The following is a 17,784-nucleotide window of genomic DNA, read 5'->3' as shown; positions in this document are numbered from 1 at the left end:
GACCCGAAGGTCGCTTTTTTATTACTGCGGAAATTACTTTTTGCGCGAGTATTTCAATGAATCCAGCGCGACGGCAAAGATAATAATGCCGCCCTTGATGATGTACTGCCAATACGGGTTCACGCCGATATAGGTCAAACCGTAGTTGATGACGGTAAAGATCAGCACACCGGTAACTACGCCCGCTACGGTGCCGACACCGCCGGCAAAGGAGACGCCGCCTACCACGCACGCTGCGATAGCATCAAGTTCGTACATAAAGCCAAGGTTGTTGGTCGCCGAGCCGATACGTCCCGCTTCCAGCATACCGCCGAAGGCATAGAATACCCCTGACAGCGCATAGATCATGATCAGGTTTAATGGCACGTTCACGCCGGAAACTCTTGCGGCTTCAGGATTACCGCCGATAGCAAAGATGTTTTTGCCGAAACGGGTTTTATTCCACAGGATCCAGACAAACACGATGGCAATCACGGCATAAAACGTAATAAACGAAAGCTTAAAGTCGCCAAAGCGCAGGAACCCTTGCGCAAATTTAGAGAAGCCTGCATCAAAACCGGCAATTGGCGATGCGCCAACATAGTCGTAATAAAGCGAGTTGATGCCGTAAACGATAATCATGGTGCCTAACGTGGTGATAAATGGCGTCACTTTCAGGTACGCAATAATCACGCCGTTCACCAGACCAATAACGCCACCGATAATACACACGGTTACAATAACCAAGGGAATCGGTACGGTATCCATGTTAGGAAAAACTTTATTGGCGTTGTCCATCGCCTGCAGCAAAGTCGCTGCCACAACAGCCGCTAAACCCACCTGACGACCCGCTGACAGGTCGGTACCCTGCGTAACAATTAAACCCGCTACACCCAGCGCGATAATAATACGCACCGAGGATTGGGTCAGAATATTACTCAGGTTCATTAAACTTAAAAATGTCGGATCCTGGAAAATAATAATGGCCAATAAAACCAGCAGCACAACGTAAATGCCGCCCTCTTTCAACCAGGTTAGCGCATTCTTTTTTGTAGTCGCTTTCATGTTAACAGCCCTTGCTTCATTAAAGGTGTAATGACGCTAAACGCAATATTTCGTTCTGCGTGGTCGTTTTAGTTTCAACAATGCCTGCTACCATGCCGTTACTCATTACCAAAATACGATCGGTAATGCCTAATAGCTCGGGCATTTCGGAAGAGATAATAATGATGCCTTTCTCTTTTTTCGCCAGCTCTGCAATTAACTGGTAAATTTCGAACTTCGCGCCAACATCAATGCCGCGTGTAGGTTCATCAAGCATCAGGATTTCAGGCTGGGTCAATAACCAGCGACCAATAATAACTTTTTGTTGATTACCCCCGGAAAGGGAACCAATTTGCGTATGGTGACCTGGCGTTTTAACACGCATGGCATCGATAACCCATTGGGTATCGCTTTTCATGCGTTTATTATCCAGCAGCCCCATACTGTTTTTATATTTTTTGATATTGGAGATAAGCGAGTTAAAGCCAATATCTAAATACGCATAAATACCGGTTGAGCGACGCTCTTCCGTCACCAGTGCAAAACCGTGGTTAATGGCTTCGTTGGCGCTGTGGTTATTGATCGCTTTACCGTGCAGCTTAATAGTGCCGCCCGACTTTTCACGAATACCAAACAGTGTCTCGACAATATCGGTCCTTTTAGCGCCCACCAGACCGGCAATACCGAGAATCTCCCCTTTACGCAAATCAAATGAAATATCGCGAATCGAAGGCTGACGCAAGGAGGTCAAATGACGCACCTCAAGAATGGTCTCGCCAGGTACATTACTTTTATCGGGGAAGCGCTGATTCAATGAACGCCCAACCATCATAGCGATGATCTTGTCCATATCCAGCCCTTCCAGTGGCTGAGAGGCGATCCACTGACCGTCGCGCAAGATAGTAATTTCATCACACAGTTGGAATATCTCTTCCATCTTGTGAGAAATATAAACAATGCCACAGCCGCGATCTTTCAGTTTACGAATAATGGTGAACAGGTGATTCACCTCTTTCTCGGTTAACGAGGAAGTCGGCTCATCCATAATCACAATTTTTGCGTCGTAAGAGAACGCTTTGGCAATTTCAATCATCTGCATTTGCGAGACGGAAAGATTAGCCACTTTGTCGCGCGGATCAATATCGATATCAAGCTCATCAAATATCGCTTTGGTATCGCGATACATTTTGTCCTGATCGACAAAAAAGCCTTTGCGTGGATAACGTCCGAGCCACATGTTATCCATTACGGTGCGTTGAAGAACCAGGTTTAATTCCTGATGCACCATTGAAACGCCATTTTCCAGCGCCTCTTTAGAACTCTTATAATCTATTTCCTTACCCTGAAATAGGATACTTCCCGTGTCTTTCTTATAAATACCAAACAGGCATTTTAATAATGTTGATTTACCGGCGCCGTTTTCACCCATCAATGCATGAACGGAGTGAGGCCGCACTTTTAAATTCACATTATCTAAAGCTTTTACCCCGGAAATGATTTACTGACATCAGTCATTTCCAGCAGATATTCACGCTGCGCGGTCGTATTATCACTGGCCATAATTTACCTGGCTTAAAAAACGGTGGTCACGTGAAAAAGGCGCGGTATTCACCGCGCCCGGATTCAAATTTATTTCTGGAATTGCGACAGGTTTTCTTTATCAACCGGTACGTAAGGTACGCGGACGATTTTATCAACCATCTTGAAGTTAGTGCCTTCAAGTGCTTGCTTGCCATCAGCCAGGTTTTTAGCGATATCCAGCGTGGCTTTTGCCTGGTTTTCTGCATCATTCAACACAGTACCGGCCAGCGCGCCCGATTTAACCAGCGCTAACGCTTCTGGCAATGCATCCACACCGAATACCGGTACAGAAGTCATGTTGTGCGCTTTCAGCGCTTCAACAGCACCCATTGCCATCGCATCGTTGTTAGCGATAACCACTTCGATTTTTTTGGCGTTAGGACCCGATAACCAAGCATCCATCTTGTCTTTAGCCTGTGCGGTATCCCACATTGCCGTATCCATCGCTAACTGCTGGGTTTTCAGGCCGTCTTTGTTCAGCGTGTCGATCACGTATTTGGTACGTGCTTCGGCATCTGGATGGCCCGGTTCACCTTTCAGCAGCACGAACTGAATCTGACCATCTTTGTTCAGATCCCATGCTGGCGTGGCTTTCCAGTGCTTCTCAATCAGCTGACCCTGGATGATGCCCGATTCTTTAGAGTCGGTGCCGACGTAGTAAGCTTTGTCGTAACCAGCCAAAACTTTGGCGTTAGGTTCTTTGTTGAAGAACACAATCGGTACGTCGTTGCTGCGCGCTTTATCCACGACTACGGCGGCAGCTGCTGGGTCAACCAGGTTGATAGCCAGCGCTTTCACGCCTTTCGCCATCAAAACGTCGATTTGGTCATTCTGTTTAGATTGGTCGTTCTGCGAGTCGTTCATCAGCAGCTGCACGCCGCCCACCGTTTTCGCTTCTTTCTCAATATCCTTGCGCACCATTGACATGAAGTTGTCATCGTATTTGTAAATGGTAACGCCGATACGGGTGTCAGCTGCGTGAGCAGTTGCACCAAACATCATGCTGGCAACCAGTGCTGTGAGCGTGAAAACCTTCTTATTCATGGTATCTCCGGTTTTTTATGCAGGGTCTTTTTAGCTCTACCGCGCCAGAGCGACGGGAGAACAATCGGTAAAATAATTTGGCAAGGCGGGATACGCTAAAACGTTATGCTAAGCCGCTGGATTGCCATCCAAACCTGACTTCCCTGTGCGCTAACGCTTCCTGAAAAATGTTGTGAACCCTTTTAATCGGCTGCTGAAACCACGCCCTTCGACGTTGCGGTGGCGTTACATAATGTTTCAGTCCGGTAAGACGCTGCCATCATAGTGAGGGCCATGTTAATTAACTGTGAATACAATCACAGATTGAAAACGGTTACATGGCTGAATCGCCTGAATTAGTGACGGAGTCCACATTTTGCTTTTGCGCCACTGAGTGACGACGCACTAACGTCGGCATGAAAATGTGCGTCGCACTTTCATCCAGTAAATCTGCAGCGCCTTGCAATGCCAACTCTGTCGCCAATTTAGCCATAGAAACAATGGGATAACGTACAGTGGTTAATTGAGGATCGGTGTAACGCGAGATAGGAATGTCATCAAAGCCAATGACAGAAAAATGCTGTGGCACCTGAATACCGTTGTCTTTGAGTGCAGTGAGCGCACCTGCTGCCATGCTGTCGTTATAGGCAAACACCGCACTCAAATTAAGATTGCGGCCTAAAAGCTCTACCATTGCTGCTTCGCCGCCCTGCATATCAGGCTCCGCGCTGGCAATCCAGCTCTCCTGCGGGCGTATGCCTTGCTCGCTCATCGCCTGCATCCAGCCTTCACGGCGCTGGCTTACGTCCTCAATAGGATGACTTGAGCAGAGATAGCCAATGCGCGTATGCCCTTGTTGCAAAAGCGTTCTGGAGGCCATTAATGCGCCGGTGACATTATCCAGACTGACACAGCGTGATTCAAAACCCGGCACAATGCGGTTGATAACCACCATGCCGGGAACCTGCTGCATGAAATTTGCCAGTTCATGGTCTGAAAGCGTTTTCGCATGTACCACCAGTGCGTTGCAGCGCTGACGTATCAACACCTCAATGGCGTTGCGCTCTCTCTCCTCCTGATGCCAGGAATTGCTGATCAAGACATGCTTGTGTACGCGCTGCGCCACGGTATCCACCGCTTTAACCAGCGCGCCAAAAAAGGGATCCGAGACGTCCATGACCACGACACCAATGGTATCGCTGATCTGTGTTGCCAGGGCTTGAGCATTGGCGTTAGGGCGATAACCCAGCGCATCAACCGCTTGTAACACGGCATCACGGGTTTCAGAGGTGACCGCGCTGCTATTATTTAGTACGCGCGAGACGGTCGCCACCGACACGCCAGCCTGACGGGCAACATCACGAATCGTTATCATGCAGCAGTTCCACAGAGGAAGAGAAAGGCATCACGCCGGTAAGAACACCGGCGCTATTTTGTCAGGGGCGAAGACGCTACAGCGTGAATTGCGTCACATCAATGAAAACGGTTACATACAATTCTGCAACCTTTGTGACCTCTGTCATTATCTGTTGGGAAGTTGCGCGGAGGGTTTACCCGCAGCCAGCCGGGTAAGGAAACGCCAAATCCACTCACAAGGACCTTGCGGGAAGAAGCGTAACCAGATGACAGAAAACAGAATATTAACCAGCCAAATAGCCGGAACCAGCATCAGCAAGCCGAGCCGATCAAAATGCATGAATAACTCAAAACGATAAAACAGCGTGGTGCAGATCACCGTTTGCAGCAAATAGTTGCTCAATGCCATACGGCCAACGCATTGAATCATGTAACTGATGCGCCAACGGGAAATCTGTGTCCAGAAACCGAGGCACAGCGCAGCATATCCCAGGCTAATAAACGGGCTGGCGAGATCGCGTGGTGCTTGCAGGTAAAAAGCGGTCCAGCGAAATTCCCAGTGCAGCAGCCATTGCGCCAGCACGCCGGGAATCGCAATGGTAAAGCTAATGCCCAGCATTATCGCTGCGGTACGGCGATAATGCTGCGGAGAATACTCCCCTTTCCACCAGCCGCTGCGCATCAGCGCGGCACCGATCATCATTAATCCCGCCAGCTGCCAGCCATACTGCGAGGCCAGCGCCATTAAACCGGATGAAAGATGATCAAGGCGATTTTGTACCGCTTCCCATCCACCCTGCAATTTCCAAAACTGCTCATATTGTAAGTCTGAGGCGCCAGGCAGCCATGAACGCGTGGGTTCAGGATCGGAAATTGAACCAAATACCAGCAACACCGCGCAGCCAATCAAATAAAGCAGCACGCCCGTATGAAACAAGGCACGCGTCGCGGGGACGTCGCGTAGCATTCGCCACACCACCAAACCAATAATGCCGTAATCCAGCAAGATATCGCCTTCCCAGAAGAAGACGCCATGAATAAAACCCAGCAAAACCAACAGGGATAAGCGTGCCGTCAGCCAGCGGCTTCCGCGCGGCAACTGCATTTGCAGGCCAGCACCAAACAGCAATGCAAATAAGGTCAGGAATTTGAGCTGGGCGAAAGCATCAAGCAGCGCCCACGTCCAGATATCTGGCGTGCTGAGGTTGTTGTGCCAGGCAGGATTAAGATAGGCGGCGGCGGGTAAGCCAAAGCCGACGATATTAAGCAGCAGGATGCCAAGAATGGCACATCCACGAATGAAATCCAGCGCGAGGTAGCGTTGCATGTGGCATCCAGAAATTAGGGGCGGATGAAGAACTCATCCGCCTTCAGACTCAGCTATGACGTACCGCGCGCAGGAACTCCTGACGGGTGTTTTGACTGGATTTGAACAGACCGCCAAGCGAGGTTGTGGTGGTTGCGCTGGTGGCATCTTTTACGCCACGCGCTTTCACGCAGTAATGCACTGCGTCAATCGACACTGCCACATTATTGGTGCCCAGCAGCGTTTGCAGCGCCACGAGCACTTGTTGTGTTAAACGCTCTTGCACCTGTGGGCGCTGTGCAAAAAACTGCACGATGCGGTTGATTTTTGACAGGCCAATCACTTTATCTTTGGGAATATACGCCACGGTGGCTTTGCCATCGATGATCACGAAATGGTGTTCGCAAGTGCTGGTCAATGTGATGTCGCGCACTGTCACCATCTCATCTACCTTCATTTTGTTTTCAATGACGGTGATTTTTGGGAAATTGGCGTAATCGAGGCCGGAAAAAACTTCATCCACATACATTTTAGCGATGCGATGCGGGGTCTCCATCAGGCTGTCATCTTCCAGGTCCAGATTCAGCAGCTGCATGATTTCAGTCATGTGGCCAGCGATCAGGCTTTTGCGGGTTTCGTCATCCATTTCACGCGTTGGCGCACGTAATGGCGTTTCCAGGCCTCGCGCCAGCAGCGTTTCGTGAACCAGGGCGGCTTCCTGACTTAAGGTACTCATCTTACTCTTCTCCGGCAGGTGATGCGCCCGCTGGTGTTTCCCCGCGGGCCGAATTTCTGAGCGCGTATTGTGAAACTTTCCGCAGCGGTAATCCAGCAATCAATAAGATTGGTGATGAAAGCTTTTCACGCTGATCGTCGCCAAACCAACAGTCCCGCCACCAGCAATCCCGCCCCCGCCACCCACAAGGCTGGCTCGAGGCGATGTAACCACGCGGTCGAAAGCGAAGACAAAATTGGCCCCACTAACTGCCCCAGCGCATAACCGGTGGTGAGCATGCCTGCCATATAGCGCATGTGCTGTGGCGCTAATTCGCGTGCATAAAGCAGCGACAGTTGCACCACGGCCAGGAAGCCGCCCCCACTAATAACGCGCCAATCAGCAAACCGCTAAATCCCGGCAGCGCAGCAGCAGCGAGCACGCCCAACGCCTGCGCCCACAATGCCAGCGCCAGGCGCGTATTGCTGCGACCCCAGCCACGCGTCAAGATAGCGATAGCAATGCCAATCACCGATGCCCCGCCATAGATTGGCCAGACAAACTGAGCAAAAACGCTGTCAGGAAAGCGCGCTGCGGCCATTTGCGATAAAAACGTCGCGGGCAGAATGTAACCAAATCCCGCCAGGCTATAACTCCAGACCAGGCGTTTAAGCTTGCCGTTCATAACTAACGGCTCAGGCATTTGATCGGGCCGATGTAACTCTCCACGGCGCGGTAAATAACGGGCAATCAACGCCACTAATATCAAGGCCAACGCGCCATAAGCCGCCCACGCCAGCGACGCGCTGACCTGAAAGCTGTGTAACAACACCGCAAGCAAACCGCTGACAAAAATGCCGCATCCTGGTCCGGCAAAGACCGCGGCGGATAAGCCTGGACGACCATGATGATGCAACTGTTCGTTGCTCCAGGCCGCGACCAATACCATTGCCCAACCGCTGGCGCAGCCAATCACGAAACGGAGTAAACCATGCAGCCATGGACCGCTGGCGCAGGCAGAAAGCAGCGTTAAAATCACCGCTCCCCAGATGCCCATTTGCAAGCGAAGTTCAACGCGTCGATGCGCGCGCATAGCATCAAACGATCCACATAAATAACCGAGGTAGTTCAGCGCGGCCACCAGACTGGCGCTGGTTAGCGTCAGCTGATTCGCCTGAATCATCAAGGGAACCTGCGGTGTAAAGGCGAAACGTCCGATGCCCATCGCCACAAACAAAGTAATAAACGCGCTAAGCGCGACACGGAACGCCATTTCCCAGCTCCTGATGTTTTATTCTGACTTGCTTATACCATGCGCGATGTTTAAACTCACGGAAAGTGAATAATATTAACCAAGTTGTTTACGAGAAGAGAAGATATGGATTTAGTTCAGTTACGTATGTTCTGTTCCGTTGCCGAAAGCGGTTCGCTGGCGCGCGCGGCAGAACAACTGCATCGCGTGCCCTCTAATCTCACCACGCGTCTGCGTCAGTTGGAAGAAGAGTTGGGCGTAGATCTGTTTATTCGTGAGAAACAGCGCATCCGCTTATCGCCCATGGGCCACAACTTCCTTAATTATGCGCAGCGCATTCTGGCGTTGAGTGATGAAGCGATGAGCATGGCGCGTACTGGTGAACCTGCCGGTAATTTTTCGCTCGGCTCGATGGAAAGCACCGCTGCAACCCGCCTGCCCGGCTTACTGGCGGCTTACCACCAGCGCTTTCCCAGCGTGGCACTCTCATTAATCACCGGCACGTCGGGTGAAATCATTGAGCGAGTCCGTGAAGGTACGCTGGCGGCCGCGCTGGTGGATGGCCCGGTTCAACACGACGATCTCAACGGCTGCATCGCTTTTCGCGAAGAGATGACATTGATCACCAGTCTTGATCATGCGCCGATCACCAATGCGCGCGATGCACAAGCCGACACGCTGTTCGCCTTTCGCAACAGCTGCTCTTACCGCGTCAAGCTAGAAGCCTGGTATCGCGACAGCCACACCGCGCCCAACAGCGTGATGGAAATTCAGTCTTATCATGCGATGCTGGCCTGTGTGGCAGGCGGCGCAGGCGTCGCGATGATTCCCTCTTCGGTGCTGAAACAAATGCCCGATCGCGGCCGGGTTCAAGCGCACAGCTTGCCGCCGGCATACCGTGATACCGCCACTTGGTTGATGTGGCGACGTGACGCTTTCACCCCCAACGTTGAAGCGCTGAAATATTTAATCATTGAACAATTTAAGGATCGTCCGCTTAACGATGAGCTGATGCATCCATTGAAAGCGGCGGAATAACGCTTCCGCCACTATTTTTAAACCATCACGACCATCCGTACGCGATCATTTCTGGCGCGTTACATTGATTGAAGAGGGATTTGCATGAACATGATTAAAACCCGTGCCGCTGTTGCCTGGGCTGCTGGCGAACCACTGAAAATTGAAGAAGTGGATTTGATGCCACCACAAAAAGGTGAAGTGCTGGTACGTATCGTTGCGACTGGCGTATGCCATACCGATGCTTACACCTTATCGGGCACAGATCCTGAAGGCGTGTTCCCGGCCATTCTCGGTCACGAAGGCGGCGGCATTGTCGAAGCCGTGGGCGAAGGCGTCACCAGCGTCGAAGTCGGCGACCATGTTATCCCGCTCTACACACCCGAGTGCGGCAAGTGTAAATTCTGTCTTTCTGGCAAAACCAACCTGTGTCAGGCGATTCGCACCACACAGGGTAAAGGTTTGATGCCAGATGGCACCACCCGCTTCTACAAAGACGGCAAGCCTATTTTTCACTACATGGGCACGTCTACCTTCTCTGAATACACCGTGATCCCAGAAATTTCGCTGGCAAAAATCAGCAAAGAAGCGCCACTGGAAGAAGTTTGCCTACTCGGCTGTGGCGTAACCACCGGCATGGGCGCGGTAATGAACACCGCTAAAGTGAAAGAAGGCGACACCGTTGCAATCTTCGGTCTGGGCGGCATCGGTTTGTCGGCAATTATTGGTGCGAAAATGGCGAAAGCCGGTCGCATCATCGGCATTGACCTGAATACCAGTAAGTTTGATCTGGCGCGCAAACTGGGTGCCACCGATCTGATCAATCCGAAAGATTACGAAAAACCCATTCAGGATGTGATTGTTGAACTGACCGATGGCGGTGTGGATTTCTCGTTTGAGTGTATCGGCAACGTCAACGTGATGCGTTCAGCGCTGGAATGCTGCCACAAAGGCTGGGGCGAATCGGTGATTATCGGCGTGGCGGGTGCAGGTGAAGAGATTGCTACCCGTCCCTTCCAGTTGGTAACCGGTCGCGTATGGCGCGGTTCCGCCTTTGGTGGTGTGAAAGGCCGTAGCCAGCTGCCAGGCATTGTGCAGGATTACCTCGACGGCAAATTTGCCCTGAATGATTTCATCACGCATACCATGCCGCTGGAAGAGATCAACGACGCTTTTGATTTAATGCACGAAGGTAAATCAATCCGTTCTGTGGTGCATTTTAAAAAGTAATCAGGAGGCGTTATGGCATCTACACTGGAGCTTTTGGAAGAGCACCGCATCTTTGGCGGCTGGCAGCAGCGCTGGCGTCATCAATCGGGCGTGTTAAATTGCCCGATGACGTTCAGCATTTATCTGCCGAGCCCCAAAGGCGACGCGCCACCGCCTGCGGTTTGGTTCCTTGCCGGGCTGACCTGCAATGATGAAAACTTCACCACCAAAGCGGGTGCGCAGCGCGTAGCATCGGAACTGGGATTGATGTTGATCATGCCGGATACCAGTCCGCGCGGTGATCAGGTGGCAAACGACGAAGGATACGATTTGGGTCAGGGCGCAGGATTTTATCTCAACGCCACCCAACATCCCTGGTCGAGCCATTTCCGCATGTTCGATTACCTGAGTAAAGAGTTGCCTGCGCTGATCGCTGACAATTTCAAGGTCAGTGAACGCCAGTCAATTATGGGCCATTCGATGGGGGACACGGCGCACTGATGCTGGCGCTGCGTCTTGGCGGTCGCTTTGCTTCCGCTTCTGCGTTCGCACCCATTGTTAATCCAAGTGATGTGCCTTGGGGACAAAAGGCGTTTCAGGCTTATTTAGGTGAAGATCGTGATGCGTGGCGTGAATATGACAGTTGTCATCTGATGCGTGAAGTGCAGCACCGCTTGCCTATCCTGATCGATCAGGGCGATAGCGATCAGTTTCTTGCCGATCAGCTGCAGCCGGAACGTTTAGAAACGATCGCGCAGGAGATGGATTTTCCGCTGACGCTGCGGATCCAGCCGGGTTACGATCACAGCTACTTCTTTATCGCCAGTTTTGTTGAGGATCATCTGCGCTTCCATGCGCAGCATCTGCTCGTGTAAGTGCGCATACTTTTGGATGCTGGCACTTAGGGTTAGGTGCTGGCACTTAGGGTTAGGTACTGGCACTTAGGGTTAAGTACTGGCACTTAAGGTTAGGTACTCGCTGTCCCCCACCTCGGTCCTCCCCCACTCGTGGGGAGGAAGACGCTGCCACATGCTGTCACCGAGTTTACATGTGGCAGCATCTCCTTCCCCGCGTTGCGGGGAAGGCCGGGATGGGGGACAAACAACCTCGTATTCAAGAAGAGCAAGATGGGGGACAAACGACTTTTCGCTAACTCAAACCAGCGCTTCGCGCACTAATCCATCAATCATCACCTGTGGCATGCCGCGTGAGCAGTGCTCAATCCGCCCTTCTACACCATAAACTTGCGCCAGCGTTTCCGGCGTAATCACTTTGTCTGGCTGACCTTCAGCAATCAACCTGCCCTCTTTCAGCATCAAAGCATGCTGCGCGTGCCGTAATGCGATATTGATGTCATGCACTACCACCACGGTGACGATATTGCGCTGAGTGGTTTCGCGTCGGACCAGATCCATCACGTGAAACTGGTAATTCAGATCCAATGCGCTAAGCGGCTCATCCAACAGCAGCAATTCCGGACGCCGAATCAGCGATTGCGCCAACCCTACCAGCTGTTTTTGGCCGCCGGAAAGTTGATCAAGATAACGCATCGCCAGATGCGCAATACCCAACTGCTCCAGCAGATGCAAAATTTCCGCTTCGCTGGCGGCACTGTGTAAACCGCCTGAAGCACGCTGTGCAACAATAATCGATTCCAGCACATGCAGGTGCACGCCTGCGGGCAGCGACTGCGGCAGATAAACCACGCGTTGTGCGCGACGGGCAAACGGCTGCGTCATTAACTCTTCGTCGTCGAGCCACATCTCGCCACGGCCCTTATTCAGCCCGGCGAGCGCGCGCAGCAACGTCGATTTACCGCAGCCGTTGGGGCCTAACAGCACGGTAATTTCACCACGCGGCAAAGGCGCCACGTCAAGATTCTCAATCACTTTGCGTTTAGGGTAGCCGGTGCTAAAGCCGCGTAATGTCAGACCTGCCATCATACATTCCCCCGATGACGCAAAATAATACTGAGGAAAAATGGCACGCCGACCAGCGAAGTCACAATGCCAACCGGAATGATAACGCCGGGAATCAGGTTTTTGGACGCAACGGAGGCCATCGATAACACCAGCGCGCCGGTTAATGCGCTGGCGGGCAGGTAAAAGCGGTGATCTTCGCCAAACATCATGCGAGCAATGTGCGGCGCAACCAGGCCAATAAAGCCAATTGGCCCAACAAATGCCACCGCCAGCGCGGAAAGAATACTGATGCGCAGCAAGGTCGCGAGACGCAAACGGCGTACGTCGATACCAAAGCTCACTGCACGATCTTCCCCCAGACGCAGTGCGGTCAGCTTCCAGCTGCTTAACAGGGAGAACGGCACCAACAGGCCGAAAGCGAGGCTTAACACACCCAGTTTTTCCCATGATGCGCGGGCCAAACTGCCCATGGTCCAAAACACTAAACCTTGTAACGTATCTTCGCTGGCGATGAACTGCATCATTGAGACCAGCGCGTTAAAGGTAAAAACCAAGGCGATTCCGAATAGCACCACGCCCGAAGAGGAAACTCGGGTCCAACGTGTTACACCATCCAGCATCAGCGCGGCAAACAGCGCGAATACAAACGCATTGGCGGAGATAAACCATTGTGCGGGAATACCGGGAATGCCAATTCCCATCACAATCGCCAGCGCCGCGCCGAAGGCCGCCGCTGAAGAGACGCCCAGCGTGAACGGACTCGCCAGCGGGTTATTGAGGATGGTTTGCATCTCAGCACCGGCAAGGCCGAGTGAAAAGCCGACAACAATCGCCATCAGCGCATAGGGCAAGCGAATATCCCAGACGATGACGCGCGTACCGGCATCCACGCCAGCGGGATGCAGCAGTGCGTTCCACAATGTAGGTAATGAAAGTCCGGCGGGTCCCAACGTGAAGTCGAGAATCAGCGAAGCCAAAATGGCTAAAAGCAGTACGCCAATCCACAACATGCGGCGACGCAGCGTCTGCCGATAACGGCTTATGGTGCTGTGAGAATCCCTTTGCGTAATCAGTGAAGATTCCGTTGTCATGATTAACCCTGTTGTTCTTACCAATGGTGAATAATTCCGAACGGAGCGAAATAGTGCCAGGCCGGACAGAAAACGCAGCCACAATAGTGCAGATGATAATAATTATCAATTTGACAGGCTAATCTGGTGCAAATAAAGCAAAAAAAACGCGGTGCCTAAACACCGCGCTTTTTATTTTGCATCATCAATTAGTCTTTATGCGTCGGAAATTCCATTTCGTTGTATTTCACAAACCGGCTGCCGCGTGTCAACTTGTAGCCAAACCAGATAATCAGGAACAGCGGAATACCAATGTAGGTGGCCGCCACGCCATACCAGTCAATGCTGTCGTTAAGAAATGCCTGATAGTTTTGGCCTAGCGTGATAATCAGGCAGAGCACGAAGGCGAAAATCGGTCCCAACGGGAAGAAACCTGAACGATAAGGCAACGCGTTGAGATCGCGTCCTTGCGCCACATAGCCACGACGGAAGCGGTAATGACTGATCGCAATACCCAACCAGGCGATGAAACCTGTCATTCCTGAGGTATTCAGCAGCCACAGATAGACCTCTTGATTACCAAACTTCGACGTCAGGAAACAGAGGCCCGCGACTACGGTTGTGGCCCACAATGCATTACGCGGCACACCGCCTTTCGACAGTTTGGCGAAGATGCGCGGCGCTTTGCCTTCGCTCGCCAGGTTGTAAAGCATGCGTGTTGAGGCGTACATGCCCGAGTTACCTGCTGATAACACTGCAGTCAGAATCACCGCATTCATTACCGCTGCCGCTGAAAGCAAACCGGCATTCTGGAACACCAAGGTAAACGGACTGACGCTGATATCTTTGATGTCGTTGTGCAGCAATTGTGGATCGGTATACGGCAGAATCAGGCTGATAATCAGAATGGCAAACACATAAAACAGCAGGATACGCCAAAACACCTGACGCACCGCACGCGGAATGTTTTTCCCCGGATCTTCTGATTCACCCGCCGCAATCCCGATTAGCTCGGTGCCCTGAAAGGAGAAGCCGACAATCATCGCCACGCCTATCATTGCAGCAAATCCACCGGCAAACGGCGCATCGCCTACCTGCCAGTTATGCCAACCCGCGTTTTCTGCACCGCGCATAATGCCCGTAATCATCAGTACGCCAACCACGATGAAGATGACGACGGTAACAACTTTGATCAGTGAGAACCAATATTCTGCTTCACCAAATCCTTTTACAGAAATGTAGTTCATCAGGAACATCAGGCAGAGGAACAGCGCGCTCCAGATCCAGCCTGGCGTGTCGGGAAACCAGTAATTCATCACTAACTGCGAAGCGACCAGATCAACAGCGATGGTGACGGCCCAGTTGTACCAGTAGTTCCAGCCAAGGGCGAAACCAAAGCCTTCTTCAACATATTTTGCGCCATAGGTCGCAAAAGAACCGGAAACCGGCATGAAGGCTGCCAGTTCGCCAAGGCTGGTCATCAGGAAATAGACCATCAAGCCAATCAGCGCGTAGGAGAGCAGCGCACCGCCCGGCCCCGCCTGAGAAATGGTGGCACCCGAAGCGACAAACAGGCCGGTTCCTATCGAACCCCCAATGGCGATCATCGTCAGATGACGCGCTTTCAACGCACGTCTTAACGCAGGCTGTTGTGTTGTATTTGAGTCGTTATGCATGTGTAAACGCTACGTCAGATAAAAATGAGGCGCGATTGTAGCAGCTAAGCCTGCTCTGTATAGCAAAGGTGCGCTGTTATAAGTTACCTTCATGATAGACGCGAAATTATTAGCACCCACTCTTTTTACCGGCAATATTCAGGCTTAAGGCCAGTGTTAAGCCAGAAGGTGGAGCCTCACGCATGAGGCTTACAGGTTGCTTGAACGCGTTATTCGCGGCAATAGGAGAGGAAACGCGTCAACGCTTTTGAGATATGTTTTTGACGATGATGAATACGATAAAGGGTGCGCGTCAGGCGCGGCAGCGGAATTTTCAGCTCCACCAGCGTTCCTGCATCGAGCAAATCACTGATCACCCGACGCGATAAACAGCTAATACCCATGCCATGACGTACTGCGTGTTTGATCGCTTCTGAATTGCCAAGCTCCATGCCCAGTTGGAAAGAGGGCAAATGCGATAACAGCAGATAATCGACAATTTCACGCGTGCCGGAGCCACGTTCGCGCAAGATCCATGGCGCCGCACCCAATGACTCCAGCGTAACTGGCTGCTGCAAAATCTCTGCATCTGGCGCGGCGAACACCACCAGTTCATCTTCCAGCCAGGCCTCACTGACCAAGTCCGTCATGTGGCACGGCCCTTCGATCAGCCCAACGTCGACCCTAAAATCTGACACTGCATTGATCACGTCCTGACTGTTGCCGACGCTTAGCTCCAGCGGCAAACCGGGAAGTCACGGCGATAGCCGGCAATCATGCCCGGCAGTAAATAGTTGCCAATGGTGCTGCTGGCGTAGATACGAATAGCGCCGTTGTCTTCTTTAAACAGCTGCTCAATTTCTCCCGCCTGTTCCAGCAAACCCACAGCGCGCGGATAGAGCAGCCGACCATGTTCATTCAACACCAGTCGTTTACCGACACGGTCAAACAACTGTACACCCAGCTGTCCTTCCAAATCGGCCAGCGCGGCACTGACCGCAGACTGCGATAACGCCAGCACTTGCGAAGCCTGCGTTGTCGAGCCGCTTTTTAATACCTCGGTAAACACTTCAACCTGACGCAGCGTAATATGCATGCGTTTCCCCTACATTGCGTAATGGTTTACAAGATAAACCAATACGCCGAGCCAAATCAGCAACATCAGGATCAATCCGAACCCGCTGACCACTTTTTTGCCACGCGCACGTTGAACTTCGGCACTTTCGATACTGCTGATACGTATTTCACGCGGCAGCAACTTCAGCAAGATCATCACGCCGAGCGGGATAATAATCGCATCATCCAGCAGACCAACGATGGGGATGAAGTCGGGGATCAAATCAATCGGGCTGAGCGCGTACGCGACCAATCCCACCGAAATTAATTTGAACCACCATGGCGTACGCGGATCGCGACAGGCAAACCACAAGGTTAAAACATCTCGTTTAATCAAGGCGGCCCAGCGGCGAAGTCTTCCAAACAGCATATTCCCTGCCTTATTACTTATACCGGTTAATATTAAATATATTATCAATTTCACTTTTAAGCTAGTGAGCCGCATGATCGAACTTCAAACAGGAGCAACGATGATGACCGAACTCACTTTCAACAAAACGCAGCTACCTTTTCAGCATTGGCTTCCCGGTTTACTGCTGACCGCGTCGATTGCCGCAGCGGCAGCCTGGCTGGCGAATCAACCCTGGCTTAGCGGCATTGGCCTCGGCGCGTTAACGTTGGCGATCATGCTGGGCATTGTCGTGGGCAACAGCATTTATTCTCCGCTGGCAACGCATTGCGATGCTGGCGTGGCGCTGGCCAAGCAAAAACTCTTGCGCCTTGGCATTATCCTGTTTGGCTTCCGTATTACCCTGCAGCAAATCACCGATGTAGGTGTGAGCGGCATTGTGATTGATGCGCTGACCTTAAGCAGCACCTTTTTTATAACCTGCCTGCTCGGTAGACGTTTGTTGAAACTGGACCGCGACACGGTGTGGTTGATTGGCGCAGGCAGCAGTATTTGTGGTGCCGCTGCGGTATTAGCCACAGAACCGGTGATAAAAGCAGCACCGTCTAAAGTCGCGGTGGCCGTCGCTACTGTGGTGCTGTTCGGTACGCTGGCTATTTTTATCTATCCTCTACTGTGGCCGCTGGCGCACGCCCTTTTTCCAACTCTCAGCCTGATGCAGTTTGGTATTTTTACCGGCTCGACCATTCATGAAGTGGCGCAGGTTGTCGCGGCGGGTCACGCGCTTGGCCCGGATGCAGAAAACAGCGCAGTGATTGCGAAAATGTTGCGCGTGATGATGCTGGCACCGTTTCTGTTATGCCTTGGCGGCGTATTACGTCGCCAGCAGCGCGGTACGCAGACGCAGGGACCCGTGACGTTCCCGTGGTTTGCTCTGTTGTTTGTGCTGGTCGCGGTGTTCAACTCATTGCATATATTGCCCGCCAACGCTGTCACCGCGCTTAATCAACTGGCAAATTTATTGCTGGCCATGGCGATGGCCGCGCTGGGATTAACCACGCGCTTCAGCGCACTGCGCAATGCCGGTATCAAACCGCTGCTGTTGGGGGCGATGGTGTTTAGCTGGCTGATCGTGGGCGGCGGTGGTATCAATCTGCTGGCGCAACATTTCATGGGCTAAGCGCATCGGG

At 52.0% G+C, this 17,784-nt stretch carries 12 protein-coding genes and 4 pseudogenes; 4 read left to right on the top strand and 12 right to left on the bottom strand.

Annotated features, from left to right (window positions below; all coding sequences use genetic code 11):
- Positions 1 to 33 precede the first annotated feature (33 nt).
- The 7 genes and pseudogenes from mglC to KQP84_RS09390 all read right to left on the bottom strand — a co-directional run bounded on the left by mglC (position 34) and on the right by KQP84_RS09390 (position 8,277).
- Complete coding sequence (mglC, locus tag KQP84_RS09420) at positions 34 to 1,044, bottom strand: galactose/methyl galactoside ABC transporter permease MglC (protein ID WP_215846199.1); 1,011 nt, start codon at positions 1,042 to 1,044, stop codon at positions 34 to 36.
- Positions 1,045 to 1,063: 19 nt separating this feature from the next.
- Positions 1,064 to 2,583, bottom strand: a pseudogene (gene mglA / locus KQP84_RS09415) (galactose/methyl galactoside ABC transporter ATP-binding protein MglA).
- A gap of 69 nt (positions 2,584 to 2,652) precedes the next feature.
- The gene (gene mglB / locus KQP84_RS09410; RefSeq protein ID WP_215846198.1) at positions 2,653 to 3,648 is read right to left on the bottom strand and encodes a galactose/glucose ABC transporter substrate-binding protein MglB; all 996 of its coding nucleotides are present in this window, start codon (positions 3,646 to 3,648) and stop codon (positions 2,653 to 2,655) included.
- Between the two features lie 313 nt (positions 3,649 to 3,961).
- Positions 3,962 to 5,002, bottom strand: a complete 1,041-nt coding sequence (gene galS / locus KQP84_RS09405) for an HTH-type transcriptional regulator GalS (protein WP_215846196.1) — start codon at positions 5,000 to 5,002, stop codon at positions 3,962 to 3,964.
- 147 nt (positions 5,003 to 5,149) lie between these two features.
- A complete protein-coding gene (gene yeiB / locus KQP84_RS09400; protein ID WP_215846195.1) occupies positions 5,150 to 6,310 on the bottom strand; it encodes a DUF418 domain-containing protein YeiB in 1,161 nt (386 codons plus the stop codon).
- 49 nt (positions 6,311 to 6,359) lie between these two features.
- Positions 6,360 to 7,025, bottom strand: coding sequence for a GTP cyclohydrolase I FolE (gene folE, locus KQP84_RS09395; protein WP_215846194.1), 666 nt, complete (start codon positions 7,023 to 7,025; stop codon positions 6,360 to 6,362).
- Positions 7,026 to 7,150: 125 nt separating this feature from the next.
- A pseudogene (locus KQP84_RS09390) lies at positions 7,151 to 8,277 on the bottom strand (YbfB/YjiJ family MFS transporter).
- A 105-nt stretch (positions 8,278 to 8,382) separates the two neighbouring features.
- On the opposite strand from KQP84_RS09390, the gene ptrR reads away from it, so the two are divergent.
- The 3 genes and pseudogenes from ptrR (at position 8,383) to fghA (ending at position 11,357) form a co-directional block, all read left to right on the top strand.
- Positions 8,383 to 9,294, top strand: coding sequence for a putrescine utilization regulator PtrR (gene ptrR / locus KQP84_RS09385; protein ID WP_215846193.1), 912 nt, complete (start codon positions 8,383 to 8,385; stop codon positions 9,292 to 9,294).
- 84 nt (positions 9,295 to 9,378) lie between these two features.
- Complete coding sequence (locus tag KQP84_RS09380; RefSeq protein ID WP_215846191.1) at positions 9,379 to 10,503, top strand: S-(hydroxymethyl)glutathione dehydrogenase/class III alcohol dehydrogenase; 1,125 nt, start codon at positions 9,379 to 9,381, stop codon at positions 10,501 to 10,503.
- A gap of 12 nt (positions 10,504 to 10,515) precedes the next feature.
- Positions 10,516 to 11,357 (top strand): annotated as a pseudogene (fghA, locus tag KQP84_RS09375) (S-formylglutathione hydrolase).
- Positions 11,358 to 11,636: 279 nt separating this feature from the next.
- Here fghA and KQP84_RS09370 read toward each other — a convergent pair.
- The 5 genes and pseudogenes from KQP84_RS09370 to KQP84_RS09350 all read right to left on the bottom strand — a co-directional run bounded on the left by KQP84_RS09370 (position 11,637) and on the right by KQP84_RS09350 (position 16,615).
- A complete protein-coding gene (locus KQP84_RS09370) occupies positions 11,637 to 12,425 on the bottom strand; it encodes an ABC transporter ATP-binding protein (protein ID WP_215846190.1) in 789 nt (262 codons plus the stop codon).
- On the bottom strand, positions 12,422 to 13,495 hold the full coding sequence (locus tag KQP84_RS09365; protein ID WP_215846189.1) for a FecCD family ABC transporter permease: 1,074 nt from the start codon (positions 13,493 to 13,495) through the stop codon (positions 12,422 to 12,424). The genes KQP84_RS09370 and KQP84_RS09365 overlap by 4 nt, the downstream gene beginning before the upstream one ends.
- A 188-nt stretch (positions 13,496 to 13,683) precedes the next feature.
- Positions 13,684 to 15,150 carry an amino acid permease gene (locus tag KQP84_RS09360; protein ID WP_215846188.1) on the bottom strand — a complete coding sequence of 489 codons (1,467 nt, stop codon included), beginning with the start codon at positions 15,148 to 15,150 and terminating at the stop codon, positions 13,684 to 13,686.
- A gap of 209 nt (positions 15,151 to 15,359) precedes the next feature.
- Positions 15,360 to 16,225 (bottom strand): annotated as a pseudogene (yieE, locus tag KQP84_RS09355) (DNA-binding transcriptional regulator YeiE).
- Positions 16,226 to 16,234: 9 nt separating this feature from the next.
- The gene (locus KQP84_RS09350) at positions 16,235 to 16,615 is read right to left on the bottom strand and encodes a YkvA family protein (protein WP_215846187.1); all 381 of its coding nucleotides are present in this window, start codon (positions 16,613 to 16,615) and stop codon (positions 16,235 to 16,237) included.
- A gap of 103 nt (positions 16,616 to 16,718) precedes the next feature.
- Here KQP84_RS09350 and KQP84_RS09345 point away from each other — a divergent pair, with 103 nt between their 5' ends.
- Positions 16,719 to 17,774 carry a YeiH family putative sulfate export transporter gene (locus tag KQP84_RS09345; protein ID WP_215848239.1) on the top strand — a complete coding sequence of 352 codons (1,056 nt, stop codon included), beginning with the start codon at positions 16,719 to 16,721 and terminating at the stop codon, positions 17,772 to 17,774.
- Positions 17,775 to 17,784 lie beyond the last annotated feature (10 nt).

The organism is Candidatus Pantoea bituminis, from assembly GCF_018842675.1.
GTDB classification, from domain to species: Bacteria; Pseudomonadota; Gammaproteobacteria; order Enterobacterales; family Enterobacteriaceae; genus Pantoea; species Pantoea phytostimulans.
Note: the sequence above shows the minus strand (reverse complement) of the source record. Positions and strands in the feature narration are given on the sequence as shown.